The 14,096-nt window shown below is 61.2% G+C and carries 13 protein-coding genes; 7 read left to right on the top strand and 6 right to left on the bottom strand.

The window, feature by feature from the left end:
* The first annotated feature begins 136 nt into the window (after positions 1–136).
* Positions 137–733, top strand: a complete 597-nt coding sequence (locus PBDP_RS17050; RefSeq protein ID WP_109753129.1) for a TetR/AcrR family transcriptional regulator — start codon at positions 137–139, stop codon at positions 731–733.
* A gap of 10 nt (positions 734–743) precedes the next feature.
* Here the strand turns inward: PBDP_RS17050 and PBDP_RS29950 are convergent, their stop codons facing one another.
* Complete coding sequence (locus tag PBDP_RS29950) at positions 744–917, bottom strand: hypothetical protein (RefSeq protein WP_249411791.1); 174 nt, start codon at positions 915–917, stop codon at positions 744–746.
* Between the two features lie 82 nt (positions 918–999).
* Between PBDP_RS29950 and PBDP_RS17040 the strand changes: the two genes are divergently transcribed.
* Complete coding sequence (locus PBDP_RS17040) at positions 1,000–1,911, top strand: bifunctional helix-turn-helix transcriptional regulator/GNAT family N-acetyltransferase (RefSeq protein WP_109753128.1); 912 nt, start codon at positions 1,000–1,002, stop codon at positions 1,909–1,911.
* A gap of 6 nt (positions 1,912–1,917) precedes the next feature.
* Here PBDP_RS17040 and PBDP_RS17035 read toward each other — a convergent pair whose 3' ends face one another.
* Positions 1,918–2,661, bottom strand: coding sequence for a GntR family transcriptional regulator (locus PBDP_RS17035; RefSeq protein ID WP_109753127.1), 744 nt, complete (start codon positions 2,659–2,661; stop codon positions 1,918–1,920).
* Positions 2,662–2,794: 133 nt separating this feature from the next.
* Here PBDP_RS17035 and PBDP_RS17030 point away from each other — a divergent pair, with 133 nt between their 5' ends.
* The 5 genes from PBDP_RS17030 (at position 2,795) to PBDP_RS17010 (ending at position 8,819) form a co-directional block, all read left to right on the top strand.
* Positions 2,795–3,634 carry an ABC transporter ATP-binding protein gene (locus tag PBDP_RS17030; protein ID WP_109753126.1) on the top strand — a complete coding sequence of 280 codons (840 nt, stop codon included), beginning with the start codon at positions 2,795–2,797 and terminating at the stop codon, positions 3,632–3,634.
* Complete coding sequence (locus PBDP_RS17025; RefSeq protein ID WP_212801002.1) at positions 3,631–4,632, top strand: ABC transporter substrate-binding protein; 1,002 nt, start codon at positions 3,631–3,633, stop codon at positions 4,630–4,632. The genes PBDP_RS17030 and PBDP_RS17025 overlap by 4 nt, the downstream gene beginning before the upstream one ends.
* Before the next feature lie 7 nt (positions 4,633–4,639).
* Positions 4,640–5,389, top strand: a complete 750-nt coding sequence (locus PBDP_RS17020; RefSeq protein WP_109753124.1) for an ABC transporter permease — start codon at positions 4,640–4,642, stop codon at positions 5,387–5,389.
* 61 nt (positions 5,390–5,450) lie between these two features.
* Positions 5,451–7,820: a CehA/McbA family metallohydrolase domain-containing protein gene (locus tag PBDP_RS17015; protein WP_109753123.1), complete on the top strand. Its 2,370-nt coding sequence runs from the start codon at positions 5,451–5,453 to the stop codon at positions 7,818–7,820.
* A 234-nt stretch (positions 7,821–8,054) separates the two neighbouring features.
* Positions 8,055–8,819 carry an SDR family NAD(P)-dependent oxidoreductase gene (locus PBDP_RS17010; protein WP_109753121.1) on the top strand — a complete coding sequence of 255 codons (765 nt, stop codon included), beginning with the start codon at positions 8,055–8,057 and terminating at the stop codon, positions 8,817–8,819.
* A 71-nt stretch (positions 8,820–8,890) separates the two neighbouring features.
* Here the strand turns inward: PBDP_RS17010 and PBDP_RS17005 are convergent, their stop codons facing one another.
* From PBDP_RS17005 to PBDP_RS16990, 4 genes are read right to left on the bottom strand one after another with little or no spacing between them, the layout of a single operon-like run.
* The gene (locus PBDP_RS17005) at positions 8,891–9,946 is read right to left on the bottom strand and encodes a hypothetical protein (RefSeq protein ID WP_212801001.1); all 1,056 of its coding nucleotides are present in this window, start codon (positions 9,944–9,946) and stop codon (positions 8,891–8,893) included.
* Positions 9,947–9,978: 32 nt separating this feature from the next.
* Positions 9,979–11,796 carry a hypothetical protein gene (locus tag PBDP_RS17000; RefSeq protein WP_212801000.1) on the bottom strand — a complete coding sequence of 606 codons (1,818 nt, stop codon included), beginning with the start codon at positions 11,794–11,796 and terminating at the stop codon, positions 9,979–9,981.
* A gap of 3 nt (positions 11,797–11,799) precedes the next feature.
* Positions 11,800–13,104, bottom strand: a complete 1,305-nt coding sequence (locus PBDP_RS16995; RefSeq protein WP_212800999.1) for a hypothetical protein — start codon at positions 13,102–13,104, stop codon at positions 11,800–11,802.
* Positions 13,105–13,123: 19 nt separating this feature from the next.
* Positions 13,124–14,044, bottom strand: a complete 921-nt coding sequence (locus PBDP_RS16990; RefSeq protein WP_109753117.1) for a hypothetical protein — start codon at positions 14,042–14,044, stop codon at positions 13,124–13,126.
* Between the last annotated feature and the right edge of the window lie 52 nt (positions 14,045–14,096).

Here is a 14,096-nt window from a genome sequence, read left to right as displayed (position 1 = left end):
TTGAAAGTTAAAATGTAAATGATTGAACAAGGCGCGTATAAGATATGATGGCGAAAACGGGTTCCGTACAGCGAGTAGACGATTCGTTGCATTCAGTTACACATAGATATCTTGTTTGGCCAAAGGAGCCGAGGGCGTGATTAAAAAGAGACTAGGTCGAGAAGAGAGCCAGCAAGTAACAAGAGACAAATTGTTCGACACAGCCACTGAGCTGATGATCCGAAAAGGCTTCCATGCCGCCAGCGTCAACGTTATTGCCGAGGAGGCCGGCTTTTCCAAAGGCGCCTTTTTTTCAAATTTCTCAAGTAAATCGGACTTGCTGCTACAACTGACTCAACGCTTCAAGCGAGTTGAAATCGACCGATTGAGTACGACCCTGGCATCGGGATATTCGTCGGAGCAGTTGAGTCACGGCTTGAATGCCTATATCGACACGCTGAAGAACAATACCCGCTGTGCGATCCTCGATGCCGAGTTGCAATTGATCGCCTTGCGCGATGAAGAATTCTCGCCGCATTACTACGACTTGCATGAAGAAAACAGCGAGGCTTTGGGCAAGTTGATTACCATCATATTCAATCATGCTGGCAAGAAGCCGCCCCTGGCCAACGCCGCGCTGGCCAAGACTTTCACCGCCCTGGCGGAAGGCCTGATATTGCAAGGGCACAAAGACCCGGCTGTTGAAATCAAGCTGGTGTTGAACTCGCTCATCCAGACCGCAGAGCCTCTATAGGCCTCTGTCGTTATCGCTGATAGGCCAGCAACCGACGCTCAGCCAATCGGCCCACCAGCGCGTACGCCAGCGGTATGTAGAGCCGGGCGCCAATGCCATAGGCCTGGAAGGGCTTGAAATGATCCTGGGGTTGGGCCGCCAGCTTGACTGAATGCGCTGATGGGTATTTAGTTGTGCGATGCAACTAATTGCGCATTGCGTCCGAGGTCCCCGTGAACCATTGCCCACCAGATCTGATTGAAAAAATCCGTTCGGCGTCTCGTCTCATGGTGCGAGAGCTGGGGTTCATGCATACCACACTGGCTGCAACGGGTTATCCGCCGTCGTCGGTGCACACAATCGTGGAGCTCGGCAATCGCCAATCCCTGACTGCGGGAGAGCTTGTCGAGCTGCTCGGTCTGGAAAAATCCAGTGTAAGTCGGATGGTTCGCAAACTCATCGAGGCCGGTGAGATTGAAGAAATTGCCCATGAACAAGATGCGCGCGCCAAGAGATTGCGCCTCACTGCGCAGGGGCAAACCACCCTTCGAGCCATCGATGCTTTTGCCACGCAGCAGGTTGTCGCAGCCATGTCTCACTTATCCAACGATCAATGCCAGGCCGTGAGTGAGGGGATTGCCAGCTATGCCATTGCGCTACAGGCTCATCGGCTCGGTGCAGAGCCGCCTGTGCCGGCGCAATTGGAGATTGCACGAGGCTACCGTCCTGGTGTCATTGGCCGCATTGTGCAAATGCATGCGGACTATTACGCCAGGCATTCGAACTTCGGCCAGTCGTTCGAAAGCCTGGTTGCATCGGACATGGCCGAGCTGATGGGCCGCTTGCACAACCCGCGCAACGAGGTCTGGGTGGCCCTGGACGGTGAGCGAATGGTCGGTTCGATTGCCATTGACGGTGAAGGAGAGGGCGGCAGTGCAGTGCTGCGTTGCTTCATTCTGGATGATTCGGCGCGAGGCAAGGGCGTCGGCAGACGCCTGTTGGCTGAGGCGATGAAGTTCTGTGACGAGTGGAGCTTCAGCTCAACGAGCCTCTGGACGTTCCAGGGGCTCGACGCCGCCCGCAAGCTGTATGAAGCGTTTGGTTTCAGGTTGGTGCAGCAACAAGAGGGGCAGCAATGGGGGCGGCAGGTGACGGAGCAGTGTTTTGTAAGACCGGGCCCAGCCGCGTCGCCCATTTGAATCGTATCAATTGGCGCTATTGGATTTGAAAACCCCGCTGAGGATAAAGGCATAGCGTTCCGGGCGGATGAAAAACGTCGTGCGGTCGCAGCAGCGGCCATCGGCAAAATAGGACGTGCGCTCCATGACCAGCAGCGCGGCGCCGCGTTTGACGTGCAGCGCGCCGGCCAGGCTCTTGTCGGCTTCCTGGGCACGGATGGCCAGGTCGGCACGGGTGACCGCCAGGCCGGTGATCGACTCGAGAATGGAATAGATCGGCTGATGTTCGACTTCAGCCCAAGTCACATTGGCCAACTCTGCCGGTAAGTGACTGCGTCCCAACGCGATGGGTTCGTCATCGACGACGTGCAGTCGCTCCAGAAGCAGGCAGTCGCCTGCTTCTTCAAACAAACCACGCATGGCTTCTGGAACAGGCCGCAGGGCATGGCTGAGCACCTGCATGCTCGGTTGCAGCCCTTGCAGCAACAGCGCCTCATGAAAGCTGCGCAACGCATCCAGGCCGTGGCGCACCTGTTTGGCCGCCACGAAGGTGCCTTTACCTTGCTTGCGTTCCACCACGCCGTCGTCGCTGAGCTTGCCCACTGCCAGACGAACCGTGACGCGGCTTACCCCGAACCGTTCGCCCAACTGCGCCTCGGACGGTAGCTTGCCGCTGGGTTCGTAGTCGCCGCGCTGGATTTCCTCCAGCAGTTGATGGGCAATCTGTTCGTAGAGCGAGGTGGTGCTGTCGCGAAGAATGGAGGTGGACACTGTCAGCTTCCATGGACTTGAGTGGGGCGGGGGCCTTCACTTCTAAGGTTATAAAAATCGGTTATTGGGACTACTTGTATTAATACGTATTATGTCAGGCATTCCCATTGTAAACGACCTGACGACACTTGCCATGCTCAAAAACTTTCCATACGCACCGCCGCAAGCCGATGCCCTGACGGTCGATGACATCAGCTTCAGCTACCCCAATGGCCACCGGGTGTTTTCCTCTTTCAGCCTGAACGCCAAACCTGGCGAGTTCGTCGCGATCCTCGGGCCATCGGGCTGTGGGAAAACCACCTTGCTGAATTTGCTGTCCGGTTTCGTGCAACCGCAAAGTGGCCGCATCACGATCAACCAGACAGCGGTACGCCCGGAGCGTTCGGAGTTGGGTTATGTGTTCCAGGCGCCGCAATTGTTTCCCTGGCTGAGCGCTTTGGAGAACGTGCGTTTCGGTCTGCGGATGAGCGCCCACACCGACGAATCGCAGCAGCGCGCACAGGCGTTGCAGTACCTGCGCCTGGTCGGTCTGGAGAGCGCGGCGCATCGGCTGCCGCACCAGCTTTCCGGTGGCATGCAACAGCGTGTCTCCCTGGCCCGGACCCTGGCCCTCGAACCCAGCGTGCTGCTGATGGACGAGCCGTTCGCCGCGCTCGATGCCATCAGCCGCAACAGCATGAACGAGGAGACGTTGCGCCTCTGGGCCGAACTGGGCCAGACGGTGTTGTTCATTACCCACGACATCGATGAAGCGGTGTTCCTGGCCGATCGGGTCATCGTGCTCAACATCGCGCCCGCAGGGATTCACAGCGAATTGGAAATCCATCTGCCACGTCCCCGCACCAACCTGAAAACCCGTCGCCTACCGGCGTTCCTCGATTACCGCAATGAGCTGATGACGCGCATTGCCCAGGTGATGGACGCTTGCGACGCCACGGCTTATCCCACCCCTCGACTTGAGCTGACAGCATGATCAAACGTTCGCTGCTTGCCCTTACCTTGTCTGCCGCCACGTTGGCCGGTAGCGCCTGCGCCGTGGCTGGCGAGGAGAAACCCTTGCGCGTGGGGTATGTCTTCGCCATGGCCAACGCCCCGGCGTTGATCGCGGATAAACAGGGTTACTACCGTGAGGAAGGCTTGAATGTCGACCTCAAGGCGTTGGGCGATGGCCCGGTGATCCAGCAGGCACTGGCCGCCGGTGAGCTGGATGTGGCCTATGTCGGCACCCCACCGGTGTACCAGTGGTTTTCCCGCGGGCTGCAAAGCCGGATCCTGGCGAAGGTCAATTACGGTCAGGCTGCGGTGATTGTCGACGCCAAGAGCCCGATTACCGACCTCCAGGCGCTCAAGGGCAAAAAGCTCGCCGGGGTCAAGAAGGGCAGTGGCATGGATGTGCTCCTGCGCGGTTATGTCCTGAAGGAAAAGGCCGGGCTCGATCCTGACAAGGACCTGGATATCGTCGACATGCCGCCGGGCAACATGAACGCAGCCCTTGAGCGCGGCATCGTCGACGCGGCATTTTCCTGGGAGCCCTTCGTCAGCCAGTCGGTGTTGCGCGGCTCGAGCCGGATCCTGCTGGACGTGAACCAGGCGTTGCCCCAATACCCGTGGTACGTGGTGATCGCCCTGCCGAAAACCTTGCAGGAGCGCCCGGAGGAGGTGGTGAAGCTGCTCCGTGCCCATCGCAAGGCCATCGCCTTCCTCAATGAGCATCCCGCCGAGTCGAACCGGCTGATCGCCGAGGCATTCAAGCTTGAAGCGGTGCAAGGTACTGACGGCAAGATCATCGCGCCGCAGGCCATTGTCGCCCAGGCCCGAACCCGGCTGGGCTGGTCGGCGGACTTGCAGGCCTCGGACATCCAGTTCATCCAGCGCCTGATGGATTACTCCCACGACCTGGGCTTTATCGATACCACGCTCAAGACCGAACAGATCGTGGATACCTCCTACCTGGAAAAAGCCGCGCACTGAGTCCGTCATGTCCCTGCCAAAACCGAATTGGGGATGGGCGTCGCTGCCATTCCTGCTGTTGATCTGGGTCGCCCTGGCGAGCCGCTTTCCCACCTACATCCTGCCGCAGCCCTGGGACGTCGCCCGCGAGGCGCTGCGGTGGCTAGGCGACCGTTCGCTGTGGCAGCACCTGCAGGCCAGCGTCCTGGAAGAGCTGGGTGGTTTTTGCGCCGCCGTGCTCGTGGCGCTCCTGCTGGGCACGGCCGCTGGCCTGTCCTCGCGCTTTCGCGATTTTGTCTCGCCGCTCAACAGTCTGTTCATGGCTATCCCGCCGATTGCCTGGGCGCCGCTGATCATGATCATTTTCGGCCTGGGCTATGTCTCCATTGTGCTGGTGATTTTCATTGCCGCGATGTTCCCCATGGCAGTGACGATCCAGGAGGGCGTGCAGAGTATCCGCGGCGGTGAAGTCCGCGCGGCACGCACCTTGGGCGCCAACGCCTGGCAACTGTTGGCCCATGTCTACCTGCCGGCCTCGTTGCCGTTCGTGACCGCCGCCTTGCGCATCGGCTTCAGTCAGGGCTGGAGGGCGCTGGTCGCGGCGGAAATGATCGGCGCGTCCCGGGGCATTGGCTGGATGGTCGCCACGGGCGGGCAGATCGGCAACAGCAGCCAGGTGCTGCTGGGCATTGTCGTGATCGGCCTGATTGCCTGGCTCATGGAGAGCTTTGTGTTCCGGCGTATCGAGCGCCACTACCAGAAATGGCGCGTGCAATAAGCACCGTCGCTGTCTTCGCTGCCCCTTCAAACCTTCAGTGGACCACTGCACGAGGTGTCATGTGAGTAATGTTTTCGATCCCCGCGAAGCCGGGCACTACATCGCCCCGCAAGGCCTGTACGAGCGCAACAAGAAACGTCCGTTCCTGGGCAGTATCCACTGCGACCGGGACACGCTGGTCGCCGGGCAGTGGGATGAGATCACCCTGGTCTACGAAGTCGGTGGCAGTGGCCTGGCCGACGGTGCCTGGCTCAAGCTGGCCTTCAAGTTCTATTCCGACTGGGCCTTGTTCCAGACCTCGAACCCGGCGGGCCCCAATTATGTGAGTGCCGAATACCAGGCCGGTGAGTTGGTTCCCGGCCAGAGTCAGGCCACGGTGCAGCACTTGAAAGTGCGCTTCGACCAGAAGGGCCATGAACGGCCATTCCAGAAAGCGATCATCATCGACATCATCGACGGTTACCTGAACCCGGGCGATAAAGTCATCATTCGCCTGGGCGACCGACGCCAGGGCGGGGCGGGAACACGGGTCCAGAGTTTCGTCGAGAAAGACTTCCGTTTCCGCCTGTTCATCGACCCGTTGGGCAGCTCGAAATTTGCCGAGGTGCCGGGCGATCCCTTGCTGGACATCGTGCCCGGGCCGGCGCAGCGTGTGCAGTTGATCGTGCCGCGACTGGTCAGCGCCGGCGAGGCATTCGATGTCCTGTTGCGGGTGGACGACGCTTGGGGCAATACCTGCCGAAACTTGCCACTCAACGGTGTCTTGGCCCTGGTTGACCCGGAAGGCGGCGAGCGTCTACAGCCGTTCACGTTGGCGTCCGAAGGCTGGGCGACGGCCCGGATCGAGGGGCTTGGTCTCGGCGCCGTGGGCGAGTGGCGTCTGTCCGCCACGGTGGAGGCGCCCTTTGTTGACGCTGCCCAGGCCTTCGTCACCGTCGATCCCGCCGGTACTGCATTACGCCCGCTCTACGCCGACCTGCATGTGCACTCCGATGACACGGTGGGCACCAACGACACCTTGTACAACCTCAGTTACGGTCGTGATGTCGCCGGGCTCGATGTGCTCGGCTACACCGCCAACGATTTCAATATCACCGAGCAGCGCTGGGACCAGGCGGTCAGGTTGATCCACGAGCTCAACGAGCCAGGTCGGTTCGTGTGCTATCCCGGAACCGAGTGGTGTGGTAACTCCTGTGCGGGCGGCGACCGCAACGTCGTTTTCCTGCATGACCGCAAACCCGAATTCCCTTTCGACAATCAAGGGCGACTGGTGCGCTCCTTCGAATGGAACGAGTTCACTGCCGGCACCATCAAGCCGGGCGCCTGGCCGGTGGACGAGTTGTACGCCGCCTATGCCAAGGATCCCGAAGGTCATCTGATGATGCCCCATGTCGGCGGACGCCGTTGCAACCTCGACTGGCATCACCCGGAGCTCGAGCGGTTGATCGAGGTCGGTTCGGCCTGGGGCCAGTTCCATTGGGTCTACGCCGAGGCGCTGCAGCGAGGCTATCGGGTCGGCGCCGCGGCGAACAGCGATGAACACCAGGGACGCTGCGGTGGCGGCGTTCCGGCCACGGCGGTGTTCGGCTCCCGGGGCGGGTTGACCGGCGTTGTCGCCGAGGCTTTCGACCGAGCCAGCGTCGGCAAGGCCCTGCGCGCTCGTCGCACCTTCGCCACGACCGGGGAGCGTTCGTTCGCCAGCCTGCGCCAGGGCAGGCACTTCATGGGTGAAGTCTTCACCGCTGATTCGAATGCCACCCTGGACTATCGGCTGCTGGGCGAGGCGGGCTGGGAGCAGGTCGATCTGTTCGATGGCGACAAGCTGATCTGGTCGCGCAACCTGCATCAGGAACTGGTTTTTTGCACGCAACGCATTCGCCTGCGCCTCGGAGGCGCGCGGATCAAGGACCGTTATCGCGGCGCCTACTGGAGCGGCGAGATCCGCATCACGGGCGCGGTCATCAATGGCTTTCGCGCCTTGGGCCTCGATCATCCCGAGCAGACCGTCTGGCGCAAGGATGCAACGGTCCTGGCGTTTCGCACCGACACCAACGGCGATACCGACAGCATTGAAATCGACCTGTCGCAACTGGCCGGCGCCACGCTGCAGATCCACAGCCGGATCGACAACTACATCAAGGTTGGCGACCCGTCCGAACCGCAACCATATGTACATGCGCCGACGGTGTTGATGGAGCTGTCCGGTGATGAACTGCTGGCAAAATCGCAAGTGGTCGAAGCGTTGCCAGGCGCGGAGTTGAAGATGTCCCTGGAGCGGATGACCGCTGCCCCGTTGCCCCGTGAATTGCAGGGCAAAATCGAACTGGCCCGCCTGGGGCTTGAACCAGGGCGTGAACACCCCTTGTTCATCTGCGCCCGCCAGCGGGATCAATCACGGGTCTGGACGTCCGCGCTGTTCCTGACCCTGTAGGTCTCCGGGCTGGCGAAGGTCTCATTAACCTGTGGCGAGGGGATAAATCCCCTCGCCACAAGCTCGCGGAACAGCATTATCTGGGCAGATTCGCGCAAAACCCCGACAGTCCCAGCAAACCTGCGAAAGCCCGGCAGTCGTCGTTGCGAGAAAGTGAAGCCGTCGATAACGACAGCGCCCACGGGCGCCGGGCTGGCGAATGTCTCGTCTGCCCGCTCACGCAGGAGAGCGATCATGACCGATATCCAACACAACATTCCCCACGAAGTCGAAGGCAAGGTTGCACTGGTCACCGGCGCCGCCAGTGGCATCGGCAAGGCCATCGCATTGCTGCTGCACGCCCGCGGCGCCAAGGTGGTCGCGGAAGACATCAACCCCGCCGTCCATGAGCTGGCCCGTCCGGGGCTGGTGCCGCTGGAGGCCGACATCACCGAGGATGGTGCTGCCGAGCGCGCGGTCGGCCTGGCCGTCGAGCAGTTCGGCCGGTTGGACATCCTGGTCAACAATGCCGGGATCATCATCAACAAGCTGGTCATCGATATGACGCGCCAGGACTGGGAGCGCATCCAGGCGGTCAACGCCACCGCCGCCTTCCTGCATTCCCGCGAAGCGGTCAAGGCGATGATGCCCAACAAGTCGGGTGCCATCGTCAATATTGCGTCCTACGCGTCCTATTTTGCCTTCCCGACCATTGCCGCCTACACCGCGTCCAAGGGCGCCCTGGCGCAGTTGACCCGCACCCTGGCGCTGGAAGCCATCGAACATGGCATCCGTGTCAATGCTATCGGCGTTGGCGATGTGGTCACCAATATTCTCAATGACGTGGTCGAGGACGGCCCGGCATTCCTCGCTCAGCATGGTGAGGCCGCACCGATCGGTCGCGCCGCACAGCCGGAAGAAATTGCCGAGGTGGTGGCGTTCCTGACGTCGGACCGTGCCAGCTTCATCGTTGGTTCGGTTGTCATGGCGGATGGAGGCATGACGGTCACTGCTGGCTGAGTCAAGAAAAACGGCGCTTATCCCATGAAGGGTAAGCGCCGTTTTTTTTGCCTTCGGTCTTGAGTGTTCGTTCAGAGTTGCACTCGACGAAGTTTGCCACTTAACGGCACAACGCTTCCATCTGGCGTAGGCAGTGGCCGCCCGACCAGTCCCATGCCTTCGCTGACCAGTACCGCGTCCGGTAACAGGCACAGGTTGGAAGGTGTATCCAGGTCGCGGGCGAGCACCGTGACCTGGGCTGTTTGCAAGTCGCAGCTCAGCAGTCGCCCACTGAACCGGGTAAAGCCACCATGCAGGGGTTCGCCGTTCCAGTCGGGGAGCAGCGGTTGCTGCAGGCGCTCGCAGAGTTCCAGCACCAGCAGATTGCCGTTGGGGCGCAAGGCCAGCCCGGTGGGCAGTTGCAGGCCGCGAATCAGGACGTCGATTTTGGCGCTGGCGGGCCAGACCCGGATCACCTGGCCGGCCTTCTCGGCAAAGTCGATGCCCTTGCGGCTCGGTTCGCCATGCAGTTCGCCCGAGAACAGACTGATCAGTACCGCGTCTGTCGCCGGTTCGTACACCAGGGTCACGGGAACGGCTTCCTGGCCTTGATCCAGTTCGGGCAGTTGGGCCAGTACGCGCTCCTCCTGGCCCATGGCGAACTCCACCAACTGATTGGTATCGGGCTTGACGGCCAGCCAGCTGCGGCGGGTCGGGTGGTAGCACAGCGCGTTCAGATTACCGCGGCTATGGAAGACCGGCTCGGGTGGTGTGAATTGCAGGTCCAGCAGCTTGGAGCCGGCGACGTAATCGGTCTGGCTGACCAGGCAGCGTCCATCACCACAGGCGATGTCCGACACCCCCATGATTTCATCGCGCAACATGCGTGCCTGCATGTTCATGGCGCGAAAACCGTGGGCCAGTGTTTCGCGGGGCAGGTAGGCGCCGGGCCGCTGCGGATCCGGTCGCAGTCGACTGATACGGCCGCTGAAGGGTTGGTCGGGCAACCCCGAGCCTGCTTCAGTGAGCAGCAAGCTGCCGTCGGCCTGCCGGCAGAGGCCGCGAGGGTTCAGCAAGTCTTCGACGATGAAGATGCTGGGACGCAGGGCTTCGCTGGGATGCACGGGAATTTGAAAGGGAACGGACATAGGTTCTCTCCATGAACAAAAGGGGGACGCATTCATTGCGGCGGTTGCCAGGGCTCACCGGTGAGATAGGCCCGCAGCAACGCTCGTTGGCAGGGCGACATCGAGCGCACTACCGGCATGAGCAGCGTGGTGCCTTTGTAGGCATCCGAGGTGCGGGCGAGGATGGGGTTCTTGGCGCCCATGATGGCGTCGGGTTGATTCAGCGGGATATAGCGCGACATGGCGGGGAACGCCAGGTAGTGAAAGCGCAGGACGTTGGGGTACATCAGCGGCCAGGTGATGGTGGTGCCCGAGGGAATGCCGAAGTCGGTCTGGGCGTACTTGCGAAAGTTGGTGAAGTAAGCACTGCTGTCGAGGCCATTGGCCGTGCAGGTCAGGGCGACGAAACCCGCCTGGGCGGCGCTGCCTGGTTTGACGGTGACGGGGAAGCTGACCGAAAGCTGGCCGGCGCTGACCGTCAGGGAATCAGGGTAGTCGAGGAAGTCCCAGTACTGCGGTTCTTTATACACGGGGGGATCAGCTGCCGGGATTGCCTGCAGGCCGATTTCGGTGGTGCTGGGGACCGCTCCGCCCAGGTACCTGACCTGGAGGGTGATCGACAGGCCGTTGGGGTAGTCCTCCAGATAGACGTTGCGCTGGTCGGCATAGATCCGATAGGTCGATTCGGTGGCTTGCAACGTGGTCCCGGCGACCGTGCCCGGCGCGTTGATCGCCAGGGCGCCGGTGCGCACCGTCTGCTGCTGGCTGGCGGTCAGGGGCAGGTCGACGATGCCGCCATACACGTAGTAGTCCACCAGAGGGCTACTGGTCGGGTCGAGGGTCGTCAGGGTGGTGGAGCCGGCGCTGATGGTCACGGTCCCGTAATTGGCGTTGGGTCCGATCGGGCTGGTGATGTCGTCCCTGACGGCCCGGAAGGTTTCCTTCGGAATGACGTTCACCATGTCGATGCTCAGGTAACCGCTGTTGCCCAGGTCGGCATAGCCGGCGTTGTCCGTGCTCTGGTTGACCAGTTGCCGGCCCGGCTGGCAGTTCAGGGGCTCGTCGGCGAAGGCTGGCGCCAGTGTGCCGATGACCCGGCCGATGCTCGGGTTGGGCGTGTACTTGCCGGCGGCGTAGTCGGCGTCCAGTTGTTCGGTGGTCATCGTGGGGCACATTTCGAACATGACGAAACGCAGGACGATGCCTGTCGCCCCCGGTGCCTGAATGATCGAGCGCAGGCCGCTGCTGTTCTGGTTCCAACTGACAATGCTGCTCAAGGGGAAGGTCAGTTGAAACGTGCCGCTGGCGTGGAAAGAGCCCGGCGCGTCCATTTTTTTCGGCAGCAGCACACGTCCCGCCACGTCGAAACTGCTGCACACGGTGTTGCTGCGGATCAGCAATTGGATGTTGTCGTTGCCACCGATTTGCAGGCCGCCAACGAAGATTTGGGTGGTCGTCGAGGCGGTGGGGTCCAGGTCCACCATCATCGGGCCGGAAACAGGCCCCTGGCCGGTCACCGGGTCCACCGAGCCGAGCAAATAGACGGCCTGGCCTACCAGGTCGCCGGTGGTGCTGATGCTGCCAGGGATGCCCTGGGAACTGATCAAGGCGTTCTGCATGTCGACGACATGCTGTCCGTAATGATTCCAGCCCCCGGCGGTGTAGTAGTTGCCGGTGGGGGCATTGATCATGTTGTTCAACTGGTCGTCGGTGTAGGACTGGGCGCCTGGTGCCAAGGTCGAGGTGGTCAGGTCGAAGAGCGGCCAGTGATCGTTGCCATCGTAAGGAATGGTCGGGGAGTTGTTCGGCAGGCTGACGTCGGTGCGGATGCCGCCCCAGAAATTCAGCCGTGGTCCGTTCAGGATGCTCATGTTTTATTCCTCGTCCTTGATGGTTTTACCGACAGGCGCATTGGCGAATTTGAACAGGTAGGAATAGTCGGCCTTGTAGGGGCTTTTGACCGGTGTCGCCATGGAATGGCAATTCATGCAACTGCTGTTGTGCTGGATGTAGCTTTCCATGGTCACGTTGGCCGAAAGGGCCGGTGTCGGCTGGCCCAGTGGGTTGCTGGGGTTGTCCGGCATCAGCGGGCGCTGGGTGGTGATGAGTTGGTAGTACTTCAAGACGCTGCGTTGCAGGCCCGGGTCGCTGCGGTAACGGGCGTTGACCTCGTTGGTGATCTCGGCGATCGGCGTGACGCGGTTCAGCGGGTTCGGGGTCTGGAAGGTGGTACCGGGTTTTGGCACGCAGACCAGATGCGTGCCCTGGGTCTGCCAGTCACAGGGCGACTGGTTGAGGGTGGCTGCCGGAGCGCTGGGGTTGAAGTAGGAATACGCCGTGCCGGATGTTGGCTGGTCAACCCATACGCCGTTCACCTGCACTTTGGGTGGAACGTTGTCGATCTGCTCGAAGGTCGACCAGATCCACTGCGGATAGCCGTTCACCTTGGTGATGACGTGCAGCCCCACCAGCCCCAGGTAGGCCTCGGTGACACCGCTGCGCTGGCCCTGGTCGTCGAACGTGGCCACGCGTGCAAACATGGTCAGGTAGCGGCTGGCATTGTCGTTGGGGGTGAGAATGCGCCAGCTCGATTTGACCTCGATGACCCCGTAGGGAAAGTTGATGTTGTTGGCTTTGGAAACCACATCGGCGTTATAGAACCGGTTGGCGACGATGTAGTTATAGGAGGTCTCGTTGGCCGAGATATCGTAGTAGGTCGGGTTGCCGGCCTGGTCGATCAGCCAGCCGCCGACGGCCTGGTCGACGGCATTGACCTGGGAGCTGTTCTTCAAGGCGGCGATGTTGATGATGCCCAGGCTCTTGGCAAGCTGCGGGGTGTTCCAAGGGCCTGGATCGGCCCCGCGTGGCAGGAAGGTTTCCTCCACGGTCTTGTAGGTCTGCCAGACGGTGTAGCCAGGATCCCCCGGTTGTTTGCTGCAGTCGGGATCACCTCGCTGCCCCGCCTGGGCGGGCCAGTTCACGGCGATGAACAGTTGCCAGCTGTATTGATCGAACAGATCCTGGCTGGCGTTGGCCGCTGGCGCTGTGCTGGGCGGCTGGCAATTCAGGTTCGTGGCCTGCGCCCGTGGCATGGCGTGTTCCCGGGATTGTTCCAGGGCCAGGGCCGGGAGACTGGTCAAACCCAGCAGGACCAAGGTGAAACGCAGTGAAGTGTTCATGGCGATCCTCCGTCATTGCTCAGGGTTTACGCTGCATGAGCTTGTTCCACTGCGCCTTCTGGCCGTTGCTCTGTGAGGCCGGTGGCTCGAACAGTTGGCAGGGCGGTGGATTCGCCGGGCACATCGCGGCCACCTGCGCCCAGGTCTGGGCCGGGTCCGGTTTGGCGATGCGGAAGTTGGTGTAGTTCTGGCTGACGATGGGGGCATTGGCGACGCTGGTGTCACCGGAGAAGAAGAACGATTGCGGCTGCCGGTAGGGCGGTTGCCCCGTCATTTTCTTGTAGAAGGCATAGCCGAACAGGATCGGCCCCTGGGGCGATTGAAGGTCCAGCGCGTAGGCCTGCACACTGGCGTCGAGGTTCTGGCTGCGCTCGGCGCTGTAGGGCAGGTGCTGGATGAAGTCTTGCCGCGGCGGATGATTCATCGGCGAGAACATGCAGCAGGCCGGCATGTCCTTGGGGCGATCCTGCGGGTAGGTCAGGAAGTAGGCCTTGTTGCCCAGGGACACGAAGGAGCAGGTGTAGTTATTGTTCTTGATCGGGAAGATCGGCAGGCAGTACTTCTCATAGTGTTCCATCATCGCGCCGAAGCCATCGCCATCGGCCGGGATGTAGGTGGTGTCGTAGTAGCTGGTCCCTCGGGAGACGGTGTAGTCCGCCGGGGTGAGAGTGGAGGGCGGATTGCTGTAGGGCGGCGGGTTCTTTTCGTAGTTGTGCATCACCCGGTACATGGTCCAGTCGCTGATCCAGAACGCCGGAAAAAACGGATCGGAAGGGTCGCCCGGGGCACGCTTGGCGATACAGTTGCCGTTCTGTTCGTTGCAGCCCTCGGTGTTGTGCACGCCCATGGTGAAGTACACGGCACCGCTGTCCTGGGCGAAAAGGGCAGGGCTGAACAGCAGGATCAACAACAGCAGCCGGTTCAAGATACTGTTTTTCATGACTCATTCCTTTGAAAAAGTATCGAGTGACACTGTGGAGCCTGTGGGAGCA

The sequence above is a fragment of the Pseudomonas sp. St290 genome, from assembly GCF_018325805.1.
Lineage (GTDB): Bacteria > Pseudomonadota > Gammaproteobacteria > Pseudomonadales > Pseudomonadaceae > Aquipseudomonas > Aquipseudomonas bijieensis.
The sequence above is the reverse complement of the archived record's forward strand: the minus strand, read 5'-3'. Positions and strand labels throughout refer to the sequence as shown.

What these genes read in the sequence shown, in the direction of transcription:
- PBDP_RS16995 (WP_212800999.1), bottom strand. Translation starts at nt 13,104, where the DNA reads ATGAACACTTCACTGCGTTTCACCTTGGTCCTGCTGGGTTTGACCAGT.
- PBDP_RS17030 (WP_109753126.1), top strand. Translation starts at nt 2,795, where the DNA reads ATGCTCAAAAACTTTCCATACGCACCGCCGCAAGCCGATGCCCTGACG.
- PBDP_RS17025 (WP_212801002.1), top strand. Translation starts at nt 3,631, where the DNA reads ATGATCAAACGTTCGCTGCTTGCCCTTACCTTGTCTGCCGCCACGTTG.
- PBDP_RS17020 (WP_109753124.1), top strand. Translation starts at nt 4,640, where the DNA reads ATGTCCCTGCCAAAACCGAATTGGGGATGGGCGTCGCTGCCATTCCTG.
- PBDP_RS17040 (WP_109753128.1), top strand. Translation starts at nt 1,000, where the DNA reads ATGGTGCGAGAGCTGGGGTTCATGCATACCACACTGGCTGCAACGGGT.
- PBDP_RS17000 (WP_212801000.1), bottom strand. Translation starts at nt 11,796, where the DNA reads ATGAGCATCCTGAACGGACCACGGCTGAATTTCTGGGGCGGCATCCGC.
- PBDP_RS17010 (WP_109753121.1), top strand. Translation starts at nt 8,055, where the DNA reads ATGACCGATATCCAACACAACATTCCCCACGAAGTCGAAGGCAAGGTT.
- PBDP_RS16990 (WP_109753117.1), bottom strand. Translation starts at nt 14,044, where the DNA reads ATGAAAAACAGTATCTTGAACCGGCTGCTGTTGTTGATCCTGCTGTTC.
- PBDP_RS17005 (WP_212801001.1), bottom strand. Translation starts at nt 9,946, where the DNA reads ATGTCCGTTCCCTTTCAAATTCCCGTGCATCCCAGCGAAGCCCTGCGT.